The organism is Palleronia pontilimi, assembly GCF_016412875.1.
GTDB classification, from domain to species: Bacteria; Pseudomonadota; Alphaproteobacteria; order Rhodobacterales; family Rhodobacteraceae; genus Palleronia; species Palleronia pontilimi.
In genome coordinates this window covers 61,847-77,800 of sequence record NZ_JAEKPD010000007.1, presented here as the reverse complement: position 1 = coordinate 77,800, position 15,954 = coordinate 61,847, and the positions used below count along the sequence as shown (strand labels likewise).

General features: G+C 67.2%; 23 protein-coding genes. 12 read left to right on the top strand and 11 right to left on the bottom strand.

Features of this window, described 5'->3' with window-relative positions; translation table 11 throughout:
- Positions 1 to 100: 100 nt before the first annotated feature.
- Positions 101 to 613 (top strand): SH3 domain-containing protein, encoded by a 513-nt coding sequence (locus tag ILP92_RS07530; RefSeq protein ID WP_198915770.1) that lies wholly within the window; start codon positions 101 to 103, stop codon positions 611 to 613.
- Positions 614 to 695: 82 nt separating this feature from the next.
- On the opposite strand, the gene ILP92_RS07525 is transcribed toward ILP92_RS07530, so the two are convergent.
- Both ILP92_RS07525 and ILP92_RS07520 read right to left on the bottom strand, forming a co-directional pair.
- Positions 696 to 932: a DUF1150 family protein gene (locus ILP92_RS07525; protein ID WP_198915769.1), complete on the bottom strand. Its 237-nt coding sequence runs from the start codon at positions 930 to 932 to the stop codon at positions 696 to 698.
- On the bottom strand, positions 929 to 1,363 hold the full coding sequence (locus ILP92_RS07520; protein ID WP_198915768.1) for an Hsp20 family protein: 435 nt from the start codon (positions 1,361 to 1,363) through the stop codon (positions 929 to 931). Before ILP92_RS07520 ends, ILP92_RS07525 begins: the two co-directional genes overlap by 4 nt.
- A 143-nt stretch (positions 1,364 to 1,506) precedes the next feature.
- Here ILP92_RS07520 and ILP92_RS07515 point away from each other — a divergent pair, with 143 nt between their 5' ends.
- From ILP92_RS07515 to ILP92_RS07505, 3 genes are all read left to right on the top strand, one after another.
- Entirely contained in the window at positions 1,507 to 1,752 is a 246-nt protein-coding gene (locus tag ILP92_RS07515) for a YdcH family protein (protein WP_235971221.1), read from the top strand.
- Between the two features lie 118 nt (positions 1,753 to 1,870).
- Positions 1,871 to 2,356 carry a 5-(carboxyamino)imidazole ribonucleotide mutase gene (gene purE, locus ILP92_RS07510; protein WP_198915767.1) on the top strand — a complete coding sequence of 162 codons (486 nt, stop codon included), beginning with the start codon at positions 1,871 to 1,873 and terminating at the stop codon, positions 2,354 to 2,356.
- Positions 2,349 to 3,416, top strand: coding sequence for a 5-(carboxyamino)imidazole ribonucleotide synthase (locus ILP92_RS07505; protein WP_198915766.1), 1,068 nt, complete (start codon positions 2,349 to 2,351; stop codon positions 3,414 to 3,416). Before purE ends, ILP92_RS07505 begins: the two co-directional genes overlap by 8 nt.
- 12 nt (positions 3,417 to 3,428) lie before the next feature.
- On the opposite strand, the gene ILP92_RS07500 is transcribed toward ILP92_RS07505, so the two are convergent.
- The 4 genes from ILP92_RS07500 to ILP92_RS07485 all read right to left on the bottom strand — a co-directional run bounded on the left by ILP92_RS07500 (position 3,429) and on the right by ILP92_RS07485 (position 6,755).
- The gene (locus tag ILP92_RS07500; protein WP_198915765.1) at positions 3,429 to 4,130 is read right to left on the bottom strand and encodes an esterase/lipase family protein; all 702 of its coding nucleotides are present in this window, start codon (positions 4,128 to 4,130) and stop codon (positions 3,429 to 3,431) included.
- Positions 4,131 to 4,187: 57 nt separating this feature from the next.
- Complete coding sequence (locus ILP92_RS07495; RefSeq protein WP_198915764.1) at positions 4,188 to 4,646, bottom strand: GNAT family N-acetyltransferase; 459 nt, start codon at positions 4,644 to 4,646, stop codon at positions 4,188 to 4,190.
- Positions 4,647 to 4,774: 128 nt separating this feature from the next.
- Complete coding sequence (groL, locus tag ILP92_RS07490) at positions 4,775 to 6,415, bottom strand: chaperonin GroEL (protein ID WP_198915763.1); 1,641 nt, start codon at positions 6,413 to 6,415, stop codon at positions 4,775 to 4,777.
- 52 nt (positions 6,416 to 6,467) lie between these two features.
- The gene (locus ILP92_RS07485; protein WP_198915762.1) at positions 6,468 to 6,755 is read right to left on the bottom strand and encodes a co-chaperone GroES; all 288 of its coding nucleotides are present in this window, start codon (positions 6,753 to 6,755) and stop codon (positions 6,468 to 6,470) included.
- A gap of 275 nt (positions 6,756 to 7,030) precedes the next feature.
- On the opposite strand from ILP92_RS07485, the gene merF reads away from it, so the two are divergent.
- Positions 7,031 to 7,246, top strand: coding sequence for a mercury resistance system transport protein MerF (gene merF, locus ILP92_RS07480; RefSeq protein ID WP_198915761.1), 216 nt, complete (start codon positions 7,031 to 7,033; stop codon positions 7,244 to 7,246).
- Positions 7,216 to 7,440 carry a GDCCVxC domain-containing (seleno)protein gene (locus tag ILP92_RS18460; RefSeq protein WP_235971219.1) on the top strand — a complete coding sequence of 75 codons (225 nt, stop codon included), beginning with the start codon at positions 7,216 to 7,218 and terminating at the stop codon, positions 7,438 to 7,440. The genes merF and ILP92_RS18460 overlap by 31 nt, the downstream gene beginning before the upstream one ends.
- A gap of 13 nt (positions 7,441 to 7,453) precedes the next feature.
- Here ILP92_RS18460 and ILP92_RS07475 read toward each other — a convergent pair whose 3' ends face one another.
- From ILP92_RS07475 to ILP92_RS07465, 3 genes are read right to left on the bottom strand one after another with little or no spacing between them, the layout of a single operon-like run.
- Positions 7,454 to 7,723 (bottom strand): NfeD family protein, encoded by a 270-nt coding sequence (locus tag ILP92_RS07475; RefSeq protein ID WP_198915760.1) that lies wholly within the window; start codon positions 7,721 to 7,723, stop codon positions 7,454 to 7,456.
- Positions 7,723 to 8,616 carry an SPFH domain-containing protein gene (locus ILP92_RS07470; RefSeq protein ID WP_198915759.1) on the bottom strand — a complete coding sequence of 298 codons (894 nt, stop codon included), beginning with the start codon at positions 8,614 to 8,616 and terminating at the stop codon, positions 7,723 to 7,725. Before ILP92_RS07470 ends, ILP92_RS07475 begins: the two co-directional genes overlap by 1 nt.
- Positions 8,617 to 8,656: 40 nt before the next feature.
- Positions 8,657 to 9,301, bottom strand: a complete 645-nt coding sequence (locus ILP92_RS07465) for a DUF2161 domain-containing phosphodiesterase (protein WP_198915758.1) — start codon at positions 9,299 to 9,301, stop codon at positions 8,657 to 8,659.
- Between the two features lie 123 nt (positions 9,302 to 9,424).
- Between ILP92_RS07465 and ILP92_RS07460 the strand changes: the two genes are divergently transcribed.
- From ILP92_RS07460 to ILP92_RS07435, 6 genes are all read left to right on the top strand, one after another.
- Positions 9,425 to 10,348, top strand: a complete 924-nt coding sequence (locus tag ILP92_RS07460; protein ID WP_198915757.1) for a manganese-dependent inorganic pyrophosphatase — start codon at positions 9,425 to 9,427, stop codon at positions 10,346 to 10,348.
- A gap of 150 nt (positions 10,349 to 10,498) precedes the next feature.
- Positions 10,499 to 11,371 (top strand): TIGR01459 family HAD-type hydrolase, encoded by an 873-nt coding sequence (locus ILP92_RS07455; protein WP_198915756.1) that lies wholly within the window; start codon positions 10,499 to 10,501, stop codon positions 11,369 to 11,371.
- Between the two features lie 153 nt (positions 11,372 to 11,524).
- Entirely contained in the window at positions 11,525 to 11,965 is a 441-nt protein-coding gene (locus tag ILP92_RS07450) for a MaoC family dehydratase (protein WP_198915755.1), read from the top strand.
- A gap of 42 nt (positions 11,966 to 12,007) precedes the next feature.
- Positions 12,008 to 12,928, top strand: coding sequence for a bifunctional riboflavin kinase/FAD synthetase (locus tag ILP92_RS07445; protein WP_198915754.1), 921 nt, complete (start codon positions 12,008 to 12,010; stop codon positions 12,926 to 12,928).
- Positions 12,925 to 13,395: a YcgN family cysteine cluster protein gene (locus ILP92_RS07440; RefSeq protein WP_198915753.1), complete on the top strand. Its 471-nt coding sequence runs from the start codon at positions 12,925 to 12,927 to the stop codon at positions 13,393 to 13,395. The genes ILP92_RS07445 and ILP92_RS07440 overlap by 4 nt, the downstream gene beginning before the upstream one ends.
- A complete protein-coding gene (locus ILP92_RS07435) occupies positions 13,395 to 14,438 on the top strand; it encodes a threonine aldolase family protein (protein ID WP_198915752.1) in 1,044 nt (347 codons plus the stop codon). Before ILP92_RS07440 ends, ILP92_RS07435 begins: the two co-directional genes overlap by 1 nt.
- 69 nt (positions 14,439 to 14,507) lie before the next feature.
- Here ILP92_RS07435 and ILP92_RS07430 read toward each other — a convergent pair whose 3' ends face one another.
- On the bottom strand, positions 14,508 to 15,308 hold the full coding sequence (locus ILP92_RS07430; protein WP_198915751.1) for an alpha/beta fold hydrolase: 801 nt from the start codon (positions 15,306 to 15,308) through the stop codon (positions 14,508 to 14,510).
- A complete protein-coding gene (locus tag ILP92_RS07425) occupies positions 15,305 to 15,901 on the bottom strand; it encodes a 2-hydroxychromene-2-carboxylate isomerase (RefSeq protein WP_198915750.1) in 597 nt (198 codons plus the stop codon). The genes ILP92_RS07430 and ILP92_RS07425 overlap by 4 nt, the downstream gene beginning before the upstream one ends.
- Positions 15,902 to 15,954 lie beyond the last annotated feature (53 nt).

Sequence of the window (15,954 nt, the reverse complement as noted above, 5' to 3'; positions counted from 1 at the left end):
ACTAACGGGACAAGGCACAAGTCGGAAGACGGGGCCGCGACAGATCCCGGCGCCGCAACGACGGCAAGACGGGTAACGGGCAGTTCAGGCGGACAGGCAGATGGCAGCGACATGGGTACGGGCGGCGTGGGTGATCGCCGTGGTTCTGCTGGCGGCGCCGACAGGCCCCGTCCTGGCCGACGGCGCGCGCGGATCCGAGACGAACCTGCCCCTGCCGCGCTTCGTGTCCATGAAGGCGACCGAGGGCAACGTGCGGCGCGGCCCGTCGCTGAGCCACCGGGTCGACTGGATCTACCGCCGCAAGGACCTGCCGCTGAAGATCACGGCCGAGCATGGCCACTGGCGGCGGGTGCAGGACCCCGACGGAATGGGCGGATGGGTGCATTACTCGCTGCTGTCGGGGGTGCGCACCGCGATCGTCCATGCCGACGAGGTCGCCCTGCTGATGAAACCGGTGGAGGGCGCGCCCGAGAACGCCCGCGCCCGGCGGGGCGTGGTGGCGCGCGTCGACCGCTGCCTGCCCGATTGGTGTCGGCTGCGCACGGGCGGGCACAAGGGCTGGGTCCGCAAGGCCGCGCTCTGGGGCATCGGGGCGTCCGAGACCTTCGACTGAGTCGCCGCCCTGCCCGGCCCCGCCGCACGAAAAAGCCCCGGACGCGATGCCGGGGCTTCATTCGGTCTGCCGTGGGCGCGGCTCAGTGGACGCTGACGGGTGCCATGTCGTTCTGCCGCGCCACCACGAAGGCCAGCTTGCGATCGGTGACAAGCGCCAGGCGATCGCCGTCCGAATTGTGCACGGCGTAAAGCTGCTTCACCTCGCCCGCCTGCTGGCGCACTTCATCCGGCAGTTCGGCCAGGTCGACCGAGCGGACATAGACGATCCGCGCATCGATCAGCGCGTCGTGCAGTTCGATTTTCGGGGTCTCACTCATTTCTTACCCTCCTCTTTCTGTCCGCCGGTGATCCGGATCGTGCGCACCACGCTGTCGGGCGGCGCGCTTTCCAGGTCCAGGTGGAGCAGGCCGTTTTCAAGGCTCGCCCCTGTCACCTCAACTCCGTCAGCCATGACGAAGGTCCTTTGGAACTGGCGTGACGCGATGCCGCGGTGCAGGAACACGCGCGTGTCGCTGTCGTCGGACTGGCGTCCGCGCACCACCAGCTGGCGATTTTCCTCGGTGATCGACAGGTCGTCTTCGGCAAATCCCGCGACCGCCAGCGTGATGCGGTAGGCGCGGTCGCTGACCTGTTCGATGTTGTAGGGGGGATAGCCGCCCGCGTCGGATTTCGCGGTCCGCTCCACCAGCCGTTCGAGCTCGTCGAAGCCCAGCAGGAAAGGGTGGGCACCCAAAGCCATTTTCGTCATGACACGTCCTTCATCTCAAGCGATCGTGCGGATCGGACAGTCCCTGATGCGGCAACTGTCCTTTGAGCAGATATATGGGAACAGGCCCACCTCTCCACAAGGGGTGCTTGCCAGCGCTGCCCAAAATCGCGCAAGCTTCGCCCATGGACGGCACACCCCCGACGAAGGCCCGCGGCATGGACCGCAAGATGGACAGCGACGAGGTCCTGCGCGTCGAGCTGGCGGTTCTGCGCGCCGAGCATCGCGACCTCGACGATGCCGTGCGCGCGCTGCAGGATCGCGGCACCGCGGACATGCTGACGCTGCAACGGCTGAAGCGCCGCAAGCTGGCGCTGAAGGACCGGATCGCCGCGCTCGAGGATCGCCTGACCCCCGACATCATCGCCTGAGCGGGCGCCCGCGCCCCCTTGCCCCTTCATCTTTCCTGAAATACCTCGGGGGTGCGGGGGCTGGCCCCCGCTCCGACCGCACCCATCCGCGAAATCCAAGGCCACCGGAGCGCGCGCCATGACGACAGATATCGGCATCATCATGGGCAGCCAGTCCGACTGGCCGACCCTGCGCGAGGCCGCGCACCTTCTGGACGAGCTCGGCATCGCCTACGAATCGCGGATCGTGTCGGCCCACCGCACCCCGGACCGGCTCTGGGACTACGGCAGGACCGCCGTCGCGCGCGGGCTGAAGGTCATCATCGCGGGCGCGGGCGGCGCGGCACACCTGCCCGGCATGATGGCGTCGAAGACCCGCCTGCCGGTGATCGGCGTCCCGGTCCAGACCAAGGCGCTGTCGGGCGTGGACAGCCTATACTCCATCGTCCAGATGCCCAGGGGTTACCCGGTCGCCACCATGGCCATCGGCGCCGCGGGCGCGGCCAATGCGGGCCTGATGGCCGCGGCGATCCTGGCCATCCACGACGACGCGCTGGCCGCCCGGCTCGATGCCTGGCGCGCGGCGCTGTCGGCGTCGATCCCCGAAGGGCCCCGCGATGACTGAGCCGCTGGCCCCGGGCGCCACGATCGGCATATTGGGCGGCGGGCAGCTTGGCCGGATGCTGTCCATGGCCGCCGCACGCCTGGGCTACAAGACCTGCATCTTCGATCCCGCGGGCGACTGCCCCGCCTCGCATGTCGCCAATTACCACCTGAAGGCCGCGTATGACGACGCGGGCGCGCTCGAGCAGTTCGCGCAATCCTGCGACGTCATCACGTTCGAATTCGAAAACATCCCCACCGCCGCGCTGGACATCCTGGAACGCCACCGCCCGATCCGGCCGGGCCGCGACGCGCTGCGCATCTCGCAGGACCGGCTGACCGAAAAGCGGTGGCTGGCAGACCTGGGCCTGACCCCCGCCCCCTTCGCCGATATCCCCGACCGCGCCGCGCTGGACGCGGCGCTGGCCGACCTGGGCACCCCCGCCATCCTGAAGACCCGCCGTTTCGGCTATGACGGCAAGGGCCAGGTACGGATCGACGACGCATCGCAATCCGGCGCCGCCTTCGACGCGATGCAGGGCGCGCCCGCCATCCTGGAAGGCTTCGTCGCCTTCGAGCGCGAGATCTCGGTCATCGCCGCGCGCGGGCTCGACGGTGCGGTGGCCTGCTACGACCCGGGCGAGAACGTGCACCGGGACGGCATCCTGCACACCACCACCCTGCCCGCGCAGATCCCGCACGGACTGGCCACCGACGCGGTGCTGCTGGCCAGCCGCATCCTGACCGCACTGGACTACGTGGGCGTCATGGGGATCGAGCTTTTCGTCACGCCCCGTGGATTGCTGGTCAACGAAATCGCCCCGCGGGTCCATAATTCGGGCCACTGGACCCAGAACGGCGCCACAATCGACCAGTTCGAACAGCACATCCGCGCGGTCGCCGGGCTGCCCCTGGGCGATGGCGCGCGCTTCGGCGACATCGTGATGGAGAACCTGGTGGGCGACTATGCCGACCGGCTGGACGCGATCCTGCGCGACCCGACCGCCGCCTTGCATCTTTACGGAAAGTCCGAACCGCGCCCGGGCCGCAAGATGGGCCACGTCAACCGCCGCGTGGGCTGACGCGACGGGATCCTACCCGGCGGTGTGGTCGAACGAGCCGGTGCGCAGGAACCGCACGACCTGGACGATCACCATCGGGCTCAGCATCATGAAGGTATGCGTGACCGGAAGGACGATGTGGTCGTCCATGCCCGCGATCTTGGTGGAATCGACGGACACCTTGCCGTCATCCGGCCCGTCGATCAGCGACGAATAGACCGGGTTCAGCGACCGGTCGCCGGCGATGACGCCCAGCTCGAAGCGCGGCAGGCCAAGGCGATTGGGCACGCTGTCGGGCCCGGTGCCCAGCTGCAGCCCGGCGGGGCCGTTCAGCCACTCGAAGGGCCCGAGATCGCCGAACGCGTCCACCAGTTCAGACCCCTTGTTGGGCGGTCCCAGCATCACGACGCGGCCCATGTGCTCGGGGCGGTTTTCCTCGAGCCAGGCTCGCACCAGGATGCCGCCCATGGAATGCGTGACGAAATGCACGCGCCGGTCGCCGCAGGCCGCCACGGCCTTTGGCACGATGGCCTCGACCAGCTCTTCGATGGTGCCCTCGGTGGACGGGTAGTCGGCATTGACGGTCCCGAAGCCGTTGAGCTGCAGGGCCTCGGCCATGATCTCCATCGACACCGAACTGCGGGCAAGGCCGTGCAGCAGGACCACGCAATCGCCCTCTTGCGCGGGGGCCGCGGCAGGAAACAGGATCGACAGGATCAGGACGAGGATCTTCATGTCGGGCAGATATGACGTCCCGGCCGGTTTGGACAGGCCCGCGCCGAAAATATCGCCCTAGCCGAAGGCCGCGGGATAGATCAGCCGGTCCGCGGGGGCCCCGTCGAGACCGGCCAGAAGGGTGTGCGACAGCGGGTAGGGCGAGACGAGATTGCGCGCGGCACCCGCCGAGAAGCCCAGCCGCCCGTAGAATTCGGGATCGCCCAGCACCACCACCGGCCCCTCGGCCCCGGCCAGGAGCGTACGCACCAGCGCCGAGCCGATGCCGCCCCCCTGCCGCTCGGGCTGGACGGCCACGGGGGCCAGGCACAGCCAGCCCGCGGGCGCGCGCATGGCCGACAGGGCCGCGTATCCCACGATCCGGGCGTCCATGACGGCAATCCGCTCGCGGGCGATGGCGCGGTCCCGCCGCAGCGCCGCGACCAGGTCCGACTCGTCCTGCTGACCGAAGGCCACGCAGAGCAGCCCCTCGATGGCCGCCCAATCGTGATCCGTTGGCGCCTCGATCGCGACCATGGCGTGTCCCCTATTTCACCTGTCCGGAAATACCTACAAAGCGACGCCCGCAAGAAAAAGGGGGCCCCGAACCTCAGAGCCCCCCGATCTGCACCTGCAGACCCGATTTTTCGTCGAAAAATCGCGACTTACATCATGCCGCCCATGCCGCCCATGTCGGGCATGCCGCCACCGGAGCCGCCGTCCTTGGACGGCTTGTCGGCGATCATGGCTTCGGTCGTGATCAGCAGACCGGCGATCGAGGCCGCGTCCTGCAGAGCCGTCCGCACCACCTTGGCCGGGTCGATGACGCCGAAGGCGAACATGTCACCGTACTCTTCGGTCTGGGCGTTGAAGCCGAACTTCAGGTCGTTCGATTCGCGGATCTTGCCCGCGACGACCGATCCGTCCATGCCCGAGTTCTCGGCGATCTGGCGCAGCGGCGCCTCGAGCGCCTTGCGCACGATGCTGATGCCGACGTTCTGGTCGCTGTTCTCGCCCGTCAGGCCGTCCAGCGCCTTGGCACCCTGGATCAGGGCGACACCGCCACCGACGACCACACCTTCCTGCACGGCCGCGCGGGTCGCGTTCAGGGCGTCGTCCACGCGATCCTTGCGCTCTTTCACTTCCACTTCGGTCATGCCGCCGACGCGGATCACGGCAACACCGCCGGCCAGCTTGGCCACGCGTTCTTGCAGCTTCTCGCGGTCGTAGTCGCTGGTGGTCTCTTCGATCTGGGTGCGGATCTGGCTGACGCGCGCTTCGATCTCGGACTTCTCACCGGCACCGTCGACGATGGTCGTCTCGTCCTTGGTGATCGACACCTTCTTGGCGTTGCCAAGCATGTCCATGGTGACGTTTTCCAGCTTCATGCCCAGGTCTTCGCTGATGACCTGGCCACCGGTCAGGATCGCGATGTCCTGCAGCATCGCCTTGCGGCGATCGCCGAAGCCCGGCGCCTTGACGGCCGCGATCTTCAGACCGCCGCGCAGCTTGTTGACGACCAGGGTCGCCAGCGCTTCGCCTTCCACGTCCTCGGCGATGATCAGCAGCGGCTTTTGCGACTGGATCACCGACTCGAGCAGCGGAACCATCGACTGCAGCGACGACAGCTTCTTCTCGTGCAACAGGATCATGCAGTCTTCGAGGTCTGCGATCATCTTGTCGGGGTTGGTCACGAAGTAGGGCGACAGGTAACCGCGGTCGAACTGCATGCCCTCGACCACGTCGGTCTCGGTCTCGAGGCCCTTGTTCTCTTCGACGGTGATGACACCCTCGTTGCCGACCTTCTGCATCGCGTCGGCGATCTGGCGGCCGATTTCGGCTTCGCCGTTGGCCGAGATGGTGCCGACCTGTGCGACTTCGTCCGAGTTCTCGACGGTGCGGGCGGCCGACTTGATGTGCTCGACGACCTTCGTGGTGGCGAGATCGATGCCGCGCTTCAGGTCCATCGGGTTCATGCCCGCGGCGACCGATTTCAGGCCTTCCTTGATGATGGCCTGGGCCAGCACGGTGGCGGTGGTGGTGCCGTCGCCGGCTTCGTCGTTGGTGCGGGAAGCGACTTCCTTCACCATCTGCGCGCCCATGTTTTCGAACTTGTCCTCAAGCTCGATCTCTTTGGCGACCGAAACACCGTCCTTGGTGATGCGGGGCGAGCCGAACGATTTCTCGATGACGACGTTGCGGCCCTTGGGGCCCAGGGTGACTTTGACCGCATTGGCCAACGTGTTCACGCCCTTGAGCATCTTGTCGCGGGCGGCTGTGTCGAATTTGACGTCCTTGGCAGCCATGGTGGCTCCTCCTTGGAATTGTCTGAATTGTGGAAGTGGAAGGGTCGAAACCTCAGGCGATGATGCCCAGGATGTCGGATTCCTTCATGATCAGCAGTTCTTCACCGTCGATCGTGACCTCGGTGCCCGACCATTTGCCGAACAGAACCTTGTCGCCGGCCTTCACGGCCATGTCGATCAGCTCGCCCGAATCCTTGCGGGCGCCTTCGCCGCAGGAAACGACTTCGCCTTCGGCGGGCTTTTCCTTGGCGCTGTCGGGGATGATCAGGCCACCCTTGGTCTTTTCGTCGGATTCGACACGGCGGACCAGCACGCGGTCATGCAGGGGGGTAAATGCCATCTCTGAACGCTCCTTTGGGTTCATTGCAATCAGGTGTTAGCACTCAATCGTGCGAGTGCTAACAGGGGTGCAGATAGGCGAGCGCCGCAGGGCTGTCAACCGGATCCGATGCCGTCTCGGCGAATGCCCGCGAGGCCGCCGACACGGGCGCGCAGACCCGGCCATCCCGCGTTCGTGTCTGGACATCCGGACGGGCTGCATTGTCCAATGATGTGTCGAACGGGCGCCGTAGCTTGGCATTCGAACGGCGGACCGGGACGGAGAGGTAAGACGCGATGACCAACAGGCTTCGGGCGATCGGGATCGGCGGCACGCTGATCGCGGCGCTGTGCTGTTTCACGCCGATCCTGCCCATCGTCCTGTCGGCCATCGGCCTGTCGGGCGTGATCGGGGTGGTCTATACCGACGCGGTCCTGCTGCCGGTCCTTTTCATCTTCATCGCACTCACGGGGTATGCCCATTGGCGCAGCAAGACCCGGACATCGTCCTGACATCGACCCTGACCTGCCCCCACTGCGGGCACGCCGAAGCCGCAACCATGCCCACGGATGCGTGCCAGTGGTTCTTTGAATGCCCAGGATGCGGGGTGGTTCTGCGACCGCTCGAAGGGGATTGCTGCGTCTTCTGCTCCTACGGCACGTTTCCCTGCCCGCCGATCCAGGCGGGTGACGCGTGTTGCGGCTAAGCGCGCCGCGGCGCTAGTCGTTGATATCGGTATCCCAGCGTTTCACCTGACCCTTGCGGACGCCCAGCGCCGTGCGCAGCACGATCCATGCGGCCAGCGACGCGATGGCGAAGACCACCAGCAAAAGCGGCAGCGATCCGCCGAGCCAGCCCAGCCACAGCCCCGCCGCGACGGCCAGCGCGCCGATGGAAAAGCCCAGCAGGATATAGGTGGGCACGATCAGCTCCAGCAGGCCGAAGACACCCGCGCCGACGACCCAGGCCCACCAAGTGCCCCAGCCCATCAGCCGCGGCCCTTGAGCAGCTTGAACGCGTCGCCGAAGGCTTCCAGCGCCTGGGCGGGCACCACGATGGTCTGCTTGCCGGTCCCCTGGCCCAGCGCGGTCAGCGCTTCGACCTGTTTCAGCGCGACCTGGTATTGCGCGGCTTCCAGCCCGTTTTCGGCGATGGCCGCGGCGACGACCTGGGTGGCGTAGGCCTCGGCATCGGCGGACACGCGGCGGGCCTTGGCTTCCTGTTCGGCGGCGTAGAGATCGGCATCGGCGCTCAGTTCCACGGCGCGCTTGCGCCCCTCGGCCTCGGTCACGGCGGCGCGGCGGGCGCGCTCGGCGTTGAGCTGTTGCAGCATGGCGGCGCGGGTGGCTTCGTCCAGGTTGACGTCCAGCACCTCGGCGCGCGTCACCTCGATGCCCCAGTCGTCGACCATCATTTCCACCTGTTCGCGCACCTTGCCGATCAGCTCGGACCGGTTGGACTGCACCTGGTCCAGCTCGATCTTGCCGATCTCGGAGCGCACGATGCCCGCCACGGTCGTCGCGATGGCCCCGTCCACGTCGCGGATGCGATAGACGGTCTTTTCCGGCTCGGTGATGCGGTAGAAGACGCTGGTCTCGACCTTGACCAACACGTTGTCGGCGGTGATGGCGTCCTGCTCGGCGTTGGGCAGCTGGCGTTCGAGAATGCTGATCTTGTGCGCCACGCGGTCCAGGAAGGGAACGATCAGGTTGATGCCGGGGCCCAGAACGCTGCGCAGGCGGCCGAAGCGTTCGATGACGAATTTCTGGCTTTGCGGGACGATCTTCACGCCCTTGAGGATGGCGGCGACGATCAGCGCGGCGATGACCAGCAGGACCAGGTTTTCGCCGATCAGGCTGTAGATGATATCTTCGAGACTCACGCGCTTTACCCGGTTTGTGCAATTTACCGGGGGTTTTAGACTAGGTTTCGGTCAACAATACGGCATTTCTGCCATTCGGGGACAGATCGTACAGACCTGTGCCAATCCGGTCGAACCAGCCGTAGTGATTGTCGCGCATCAGCCGCGTCGCCGTCTCGACGCCGGTGGCCTTGGCGACCGCGGCGCCGCGGCACTGGCCGTGCCGGGCCAGGTGCTGGGCACAGCGCAGCGCGTCCTGGCGATAGGCGGTCATCAAGCCCTGCCGCGTGCCGCCGCCCACGTTCGGATCGCCCTCGAGCCGCGCGAATTCCCGCAAGAGCCGTCCCGCGCGCTTCGGAAACGCTTTCGGCGCGTAGGGCGCGGGATCGCAATGCACCGTCACCAGGTCGCCGCGCACCGTGATCAGCCCCAGACCCAGCCTGCGGCAGAGCCGCTTCTGCGGCTTGGTGACGCCGCCCTTCTTCCACGGCACCGCCAGGTAGACCCAGTCGCTGACCCCCTGCCGGTCGATCCCCTGGTGGACCAGCGACAGCGAGAATGTCAGCTTCATCTCGACCAGCAGCGGCGGCTCGTCGCCGCGCACGGCCATCAGGTCGACCGCGCCCACTTCCCCTTTGACGACATAGCCCTGGTCCTGCAGGAACGCCTTGAGCGGCGGGTAGAGATCGGTCTCGCGCGCGGTCATGGATCCGTCTTAGCGCGCCCGGTGCCGCCTGTGAATCGTCCATCGCCGCGCGGGGCGGTGACAATGCCCGTGGCTGGGCCTATACACGCGCCGATTCTGAAGATTTTTGCGAGGGACATGGACATGAGCACGCTGGTTTTCGGCCACAAGGCGCCCGACACCGACACCACCGGATCGGCGATCCTGTGGGCGTGGTACCTGAACGAAGTGCTTGGCCAGACCGCCGAGGCGGTTCTGCTCGGCGAGCCCAACACCGAAGCCGCCTGGCTCTTGAAGAAATACGACCTGCCGAAGCCCCGCATCATCGACGACGTGGAGGACGGCCAGCGCGTCATCATCGTGGACACGAACAATCCCGCCGAGTTGCCCAAGAACATCCTGAACGCCGATATCCGCCGCATCATCGACCACCACCGGCTGGTGGCGGGACTGGCCACTAAGGGGCCGATCAACATCACGATCAAGCCGCTGGCCTGCACCGCGACGATCATCCACCAGCTGATGGGCGACGACGTGGAAACGATGCCCGACTGGGCGAAGGGCGTGATGCTGGCCTGCATCCTGTCGGACACGCTGGCCTTCCGGTCACCCACCACGACGGATGTGGACCAGAAGCTCGGCGAAAGCCTGGCGGCCGACCTGGGCGTGCAGGTGGACGGCTTCGCGTCCGAGATGTTCGCGGCCAAGTCCGACGTGTCGGCGTTCTCGGACGAGGAACTGCTGCGCATGGACAGCAAGGAATACGAGACGGGCGGCAAGACGTTCCGCGTCAGCGTGCTCGAGACGACCACGCCCGAGCAGGTTCTGGCGCGCAAGGACAGCCTGATCGCGGCCATGGACAAGGTGGCGAAAGAGGACGGCGTCGACCAGGTGCTGCTCTTCATCGTCGACATCCTGAACGAGGAATCGACGCTGATCCTGCCCAACGACCTGGTGCGCAAGATGGCCAACAAGAGCTTCGCCACCGTCTGCGGCGATGCGGACCACGTGGTGCTTCCGGGCATCGTGTCGCGCAAGAAGCAGATCCTGCCGAACCTGACGCTCTAAGGCAGCCGGCGCGCGGGCTTCAGGCGCTGCGCCGGGATATTTGAGAGAACAAAGATGGGCAAAGGCGCGCGCCGGGGGCACGGTGGCGCGCCTTTTCTTATGGCGCGGGGCGTGTCACAGGGGGACGGAACCTCTGCGGGAGCCCCTGGAATGACGCAAATCATCGACTCGCTGGCCGAGATCTCGGAAAGCTACGACGCGCTGCTGTGCGATCTGTGGGGCTGCGTGCATGACGGCGTGCGCGCCCTGCCCGAGGCCGTGGCGGCGTTGCAGGCGTTCCGCGCCAAGGGCGGCACGGTCGTGCTGCTGACCAACGCGCCGCGCCCGCGCGCGGCGGTGGCCGCGCAGATCGACCGGCTGGGCGTGCCCGACGACGCCTGGGACACCATCGCCACCTCGGGCGACGCCGCGCGCGAGGCGATGTTCCGCGGGGCCGTGGGCTCGAAGGTGTATTTCATCGGCGAGGATCGCGATGACGTGTTCTTCGAGCCGCTGCACCTGGTCGAGGATCCCGTGAAGATCGAGCGCGTCGCGCTGGACCGGGCCGAGGGCGTCGTCATCACCGGCCCGTTCGATTCCCACCAGCCGCCCGAGGTGCTGCGCCCGCAATTGCTGGACGCCAAGACGCGCGGCCTGACCATGCTGAACGCCAATCCCGATATCGTGGTCGACCGGGGCGACACCCGCGAATATTGCGCGGGCGCGGTGGCGCAGCTTTACGAACAGATGGGCGGCAGCGTCCTGTCCTTCGGCAAGCCGCACCCGCCGGTCTATGACCTGGCGCGCCGTCGCATGGCCGAGTTCGGCGACCCGGTGCCCGACGACCGCATCCTGGCGATCGGTGACGGCATCCTGACGGATGTGAAGGGCGGGATGCTGGAAGGCTTCGACGTGCTGTTCGTTACCGGCGGTCTGGCCGCGGAAGAGACGCGGACCGACCGGCAGCCCGAGCCGGACGCGCTGACGGCTTACCTGGCCGATCAGCAGATGGATCCGCCTTTCTCCGTTGGCAAATTGCGCTGATTCAGCATCGGTTCACCCTTTTCAGCCAGGATCGCTACGTCATTTGGCGGCAATGCCCTTGCCTTTCTGCAACGCCAGGGTAATTATATTGCACGGGGAAGCCGCAAAACGAACTTTGATTGCGCGGCGAGATTTCAGGGGATGGAGAGTGACATGCTGGACCACACGACCATAAGCACGATTTTCATCGAGGACATGTCGGTGGGCCAGATGCGCGCGCTGGAAAAGAAGATCACCGATCGCGACATCGCGCTGTTCGCCGAAGTCTCGACCGACCGCAACCCGGTGCACCTGGACGACGACTACGCAGGCGGCACGATCTTCAAAGGCCGCATCGCCCACGGGATGCTGACGGCCGCGCTGATCTCGGCCGTGGTGGGCGAGCAGTTGCCGGGCCACGGCACGGTCTATCTGCGCCAGAACATGGCCTTCCTGGCCCCGGTGCGCCCCGGCGATACCGTCCGGGCCGAGGTCGAGGTGCTCGAGATCGACCCTAAGCGCAACCGCGTCCGGCTGGCCACCCGCTGCCTGGTGGACGACACGCTGGTGCTGCGCGGCGATGCGCTTGTGCTGGCCCCGTCCCGCGCGGCCTGAGGGCACTTGCACGGCCCCCGCGGCCCCGGTATCGCGGAGGCCATGCGCCGCTTCACCGACATTTCCAAGCTGCCCGATAACGCCCGTGGCGCCAGTGCCGCCTTGGGCAATTTCGACGGCGTGCATCTGGGCCACCAGCATGTCCTGGACATCGCCCGTCGGCCCGACGCCCCCCTTGGCGTCGTGACGTTCGAGCCGCATCCGCGCCAGGTCTTCGCCCCGGACGCCCCGCCCTTCCGCCTGATGAACGCCGAGGCGCGGGCCCATCGGCTGGAAAAGCTGGGCGTCGATCTGCTGTTCGAGGTGCCCTTCAACACCGCCCTGACGCAGCTTTCGCCCCGCGAATTCGCGCAACAGATCCTGTCGGACAAGCTGGGCCTGGCGCATGTGGTCACCGGATCGGATTTCCGCTTCGGCCACGATCGCGCGGGCGATGCCGCGATGCTGAGCGAACTGGGCGACGCGCTGGGGTTCGAAGTGACGATCGCCAACCTGATGGAAACGGACGGCACGCAGGTCTCGTCGACCCGCATCCGCCAGGCCCTGAGCGATGGCGACCCGGCGCTGGCGGCCCAGCTTCTGGGACACCTGCACCGGATCGAAGGGCCGGTCCTGCACGGCGAGAAACGCGGCCGCACGCTGGGCTATCCCACCGCCAACATGGCCATCGACGGGCTGCATCCGCCGCGCTTCGGCGTCTACGCGGTGACGGTCGAGGTTCAGGACGGACCGCACAAGGGCAGCTATGGCGGGGTCGCGTCGCTGGGCGTGCGGCCCATGTTCGGCGAGAACGTCCCCAACCTGGAAACCTTCCTGTTCGACTTCGACGGCGATCTTTACGGCCGCCACCTGTCCGTGGGCCTTGTGGCCTATCTGCGGGGCGAAGAGACGTTCGACGGGCTCGAGGCGCTGATCGCGCAGATGGATCGCGACAGCGCGCGGGCGCGGGCGGCGCTGGCATGAGCGATCCGATCCAGCGCGATGTGGGCCGCCCCCGCTTCTGGGAGCGTTACCCGCTGGACGAGCTGTCCAACGCCGAGTGGGAAGCGCTCTGCGACGGCTGCGGCAAGTGCTGCCTGAACAAGCTGGAAGACGAAGAGACCGGCCAGGTGGAGTTGACGCGCGTCGCCTGTCGGCTGTTCGACGACGCCACCTGCCGCTGCGCGAATTACGAGATCCGCAAGCAATTCGTGCCCGAATGCGTGGTGCTGACGCCGAAATCGCTGCCCGACTCGGCCTACTGGATGCCGCGCACCTGCGCCTATCGCCTGCTGCACGAGGGCAAGCCGCTCTATCCGTGGCACCCGCTGCTGTCGGGCGATCCGCAATCCGTCCACGACGCGGGCGTGTCGGCGCAGGGCCTGACCGTGCCAGAATTCGACGTGCCCGAAGAGGACTGGGAAGACCACATCATCGAGGAGCCCGTCTGATGCATTTCGCCAGCGACAACACCGGCCCCGCGCATCCACAGGTGATGCAGGCGCTGATGGACGCCAATGACGGCTACGCCATGCCCTACGGTGTCGAAGAGCAGATGGACCGGGTGCGCGACCGGCTGCGCGCGCTGTTCGAGGCCCCCGACGCGGCGGTGTACCTGGTCGCGACCGGGTCGGCCTGCAACGCGCTGATCCTGGCGACGCTGGGCCAGCCATGGCAGGCGATCTACTGCTCCGAGGTCGCGCATATCGAGGAAGACGAATGCGGCGCGCCCGAGTTCTTCACCGGCGGCGCGAAACTGGCGCTGGTGGACGCGCCCGACGCGATGATGGTGCCCGGGGCGCTGCGCGACCGGATCGCGCGCACGGATCAGGGCGTGGTGCACGGCGTGCAGCGCGGGCCGGTGTCGCTGACCACGGTGACCGAGCGGGGCACGGTCTATGGCCTGGACCAGATCCAGGCGCTCTGCGGGGTCGCCAAGGATTACGGGCTGCCGGTGCATCTGGACGGCGCGCGCTTCGCCAATGCGCTGGTCGTGGGCAATCACAGCCCCGCCGACATGACCTGGCGCGCGGGCGTGGACGCGGTCAGCTTCGGGGGCACCAAGAACGGGCTGCTGGGGGTCGAGGCGGCGATCTTCTTCAACCCCGCCCATGCGTGGGAGTTCGAGCTGCGGCGCAAGCGCTCGGGGCACCTGTTTTCCAAGCACCGCTACCTGAGCGCGCAGATGCTGGCCTATCTGCAGGACGATCTGTGGCTGGACATGGCGCGGGCGGCCAACGCGGCCTGCGCGCGGCTGCGCGACGGGCTGGCGAAGATCGATCACGTGCGGCTCGATCACCCCAGCCACGCGAATATCGTCTATTGCAGCTTTCCGCGCGCCGCCCACGTGGCGCTGAAGGATGCGGGCGCGCAGTTCTATTCCATGGACACGCTCGACGGCGACGGCGCCCAGATGGTGCGCGCGCGCCTGGTCTGCGACTGGTCGGCCAGCGACACGGATACCGACCGCTTCCTGGACATCCTGGCGGGCTAGGGCTTTCCTTCTTCGAACCTTTGCGCCGGTGAGGGGCGGGTGAACGGCCCCCGACCTATCCCTTTTCGATCAATCCAGCAGGTGGGCGCGGATCAGGTCGGCCACGGTTTCCGGGTGGGTCAGCGGCGCCATGTGCCCGGCCCCGTCGATCCGCTGCGTGGCGGCTTGCGGCATCCGCGTCCGCAGGCTGTCATGGATCGCGTGGATGATCGGCGCCGATCCGGTGCCCGACACCAGCAAGGTCGGCACATGGGTCGCCGCCAGCCGTCCGTCGGCCATGAGATCACCGCTGTCGCCCTCGATCCCGGGCGAACTTGCGGCGATCAGGTGGATCCGGTCGATCATCGCCCTTCGCTGGGCGGTCGGCAGATCGTCGAAATCCCGCGCGCCGCCCCACATGTTGGAAAACACGCGCGTCGCCTGCTCGCGGTCGCCGCGCGCCAGCGCGTCGGTGACGGGTTCGAACTGCTCGCGATGCCGCGCGTGGGCCCCGGTGCCGCGCGCGGCGGCGAAGAACACCGGCTCGACCAGGACCATGCGGCGCACCAGGTCCGGGCGCTCGACGGCCAGGCGCAACCCCACCGCGGCCCCGAAGGAATGGCCGACGATATCGGTCGGTCCGTCGCAGAAGCTGGCCGCGATCCGCGCCGACAGCCCGTGGATATCGCCGTCGTCCTCGGTCCAGTCGCCGCTGCGTCCGTGTCCGGGCAGATCGAAGGCGGTCATGTCCAGGTCGTCGTGCAGAAGCTTGATGACCGGCATCCAGGCGCGGTGCGAGGCCAGCGAGCAGTGCAGGAACAAGGCCTTGCGCGCGCCGGATCCGTACCGGGCGTGCGCCGTCGGAAAGCCTGCCCGGAGCTCGCGCGTCACGCGCGGCCCAGGTGCCAGTCCAGCTGGTCCAGCCGATCCTGCCCCCAGAACCGCTGGTCGTCGTCGGTGATGTAGAAGGGCGCACCGAAGGCCCCGGCCATCACCGCGTCTTCCAGGTTGCGCGCGTAGGTGTCCGCGCCGCTGAGCAGGCCGCTATCGGCCAGGGCCGGGTCGAACCCCGCAGCCTCCAGACCCGCGCGGATCACGTCGTCCTCGGCGACGTTCTTGTCCTCGGCCCAGCAGGCGCGCGCGAAGCCGTGCACCAGCGCGGCCAGGTCGCCGCCGCCCGCGTTCTGCGCCGCGATGATCGCGTAGGACGATGGCGCGGGGTTGGTGGGCCAGAACATCGGCTTGATGTTCAGCGGCATACCGGACATATCGGCCGTCCGCCGCAGATCCTGCAGTCGATATGCCTGCCGATTGGGGTGACGGTCCTTCGGCGGCACGCCCCCGGTGCGGGCGAAAAGCCCCATGATGTCGAGCGGCTTGTAGGTGATCGTCGCCCCGTGGGCGTCGGCGATCTGCTCGAGCCGCGTGCCCGCCAGGTAGGTGAAGGGCGAGATGGTCGCGAAATAGTAATCGATATGCGCCACTGCGGCACCTCTCTGTCCGGTCAGGTTTGCGAGAGCCTAGGCCCGTGATAGGC

Bases quoted from the DNA above. Each gene is read 5' to 3' on its own strand.
- ILP92_RS07485 (WP_198915762.1), bottom strand. From the start codon at position 6,755: ATGGCATTTACCCCCCTGCATGACCGCGTGCTGGTCCGCCGTGTCGAA.
- ILP92_RS07525 (WP_198915769.1), bottom strand. From the start codon at position 932: ATGAGTGAGACCCCGAAAATCGAACTGCACGACGCGCTGATCGATGCG.
- ILP92_RS07465 (WP_198915758.1), bottom strand. From the start codon at position 9,301: ATGACCGCGCGCGAGACCGATCTCTACCCGCCGCTCAAGGCGTTCCTG.
- ILP92_RS07450 (WP_198915755.1), top strand. From the start codon at position 11,525: ATGCTGGACCACACGACCATAAGCACGATTTTCATCGAGGACATGTCG.
- ILP92_RS07495 (WP_198915764.1), bottom strand. From the start codon at position 4,646: ATGGTCGCGATCGAGGCGCCAACGGATCACGATTGGGCGGCCATCGAG.
- ILP92_RS07435 (WP_198915752.1), top strand. From the start codon at position 13,395: ATGCATTTCGCCAGCGACAACACCGGCCCCGCGCATCCACAGGTGATG.
- groL (WP_198915763.1), bottom strand. From the start codon at position 6,415: ATGGCTGCCAAGGACGTCAAATTCGACACAGCCGCCCGCGACAAGATG.
- ILP92_RS07500 (WP_198915765.1), bottom strand. From the start codon at position 4,130: ATGAAGATCCTCGTCCTGATCCTGTCGATCCTGTTTCCTGCCGCGGCC.
- ILP92_RS07515 (WP_235971221.1), top strand. From the start codon at position 1,507: ATGGACGGCACACCCCCGACGAAGGCCCGCGGCATGGACCGCAAGATG.
- ILP92_RS07455 (WP_198915756.1), top strand. From the start codon at position 10,499: ATGACGCAAATCATCGACTCGCTGGCCGAGATCTCGGAAAGCTACGAC.
- ILP92_RS07460 (WP_198915757.1), top strand. From the start codon at position 9,425: ATGAGCACGCTGGTTTTCGGCCACAAGGCGCCCGACACCGACACCACC.
- ILP92_RS07475 (WP_198915760.1), bottom strand. From the start codon at position 7,723: ATGGGCTGGGGCACTTGGTGGGCCTGGGTCGTCGGCGCGGGTGTCTTC.
- ILP92_RS07520 (WP_198915768.1), bottom strand. From the start codon at position 1,363: ATGACGAAAATGGCTTTGGGTGCCCACCCTTTCCTGCTGGGCTTCGAC.
- purE (WP_198915767.1), top strand. From the start codon at position 1,871: ATGACGACAGATATCGGCATCATCATGGGCAGCCAGTCCGACTGGCCG.
- ILP92_RS07445 (WP_198915754.1), top strand. From the start codon at position 12,008: ATGCGCCGCTTCACCGACATTTCCAAGCTGCCCGATAACGCCCGTGGC.
- merF (WP_198915761.1), top strand. From the start codon at position 7,031: ATGACCAACAGGCTTCGGGCGATCGGGATCGGCGGCACGCTGATCGCG.
- ILP92_RS07505 (WP_198915766.1), top strand. From the start codon at position 2,349: ATGACTGAGCCGCTGGCCCCGGGCGCCACGATCGGCATATTGGGCGGC.
- ILP92_RS07440 (WP_198915753.1), top strand. From the start codon at position 12,925: ATGAGCGATCCGATCCAGCGCGATGTGGGCCGCCCCCGCTTCTGGGAG.
- ILP92_RS07530 (WP_198915770.1), top strand. From the start codon at position 101: ATGGCAGCGACATGGGTACGGGCGGCGTGGGTGATCGCCGTGGTTCTG.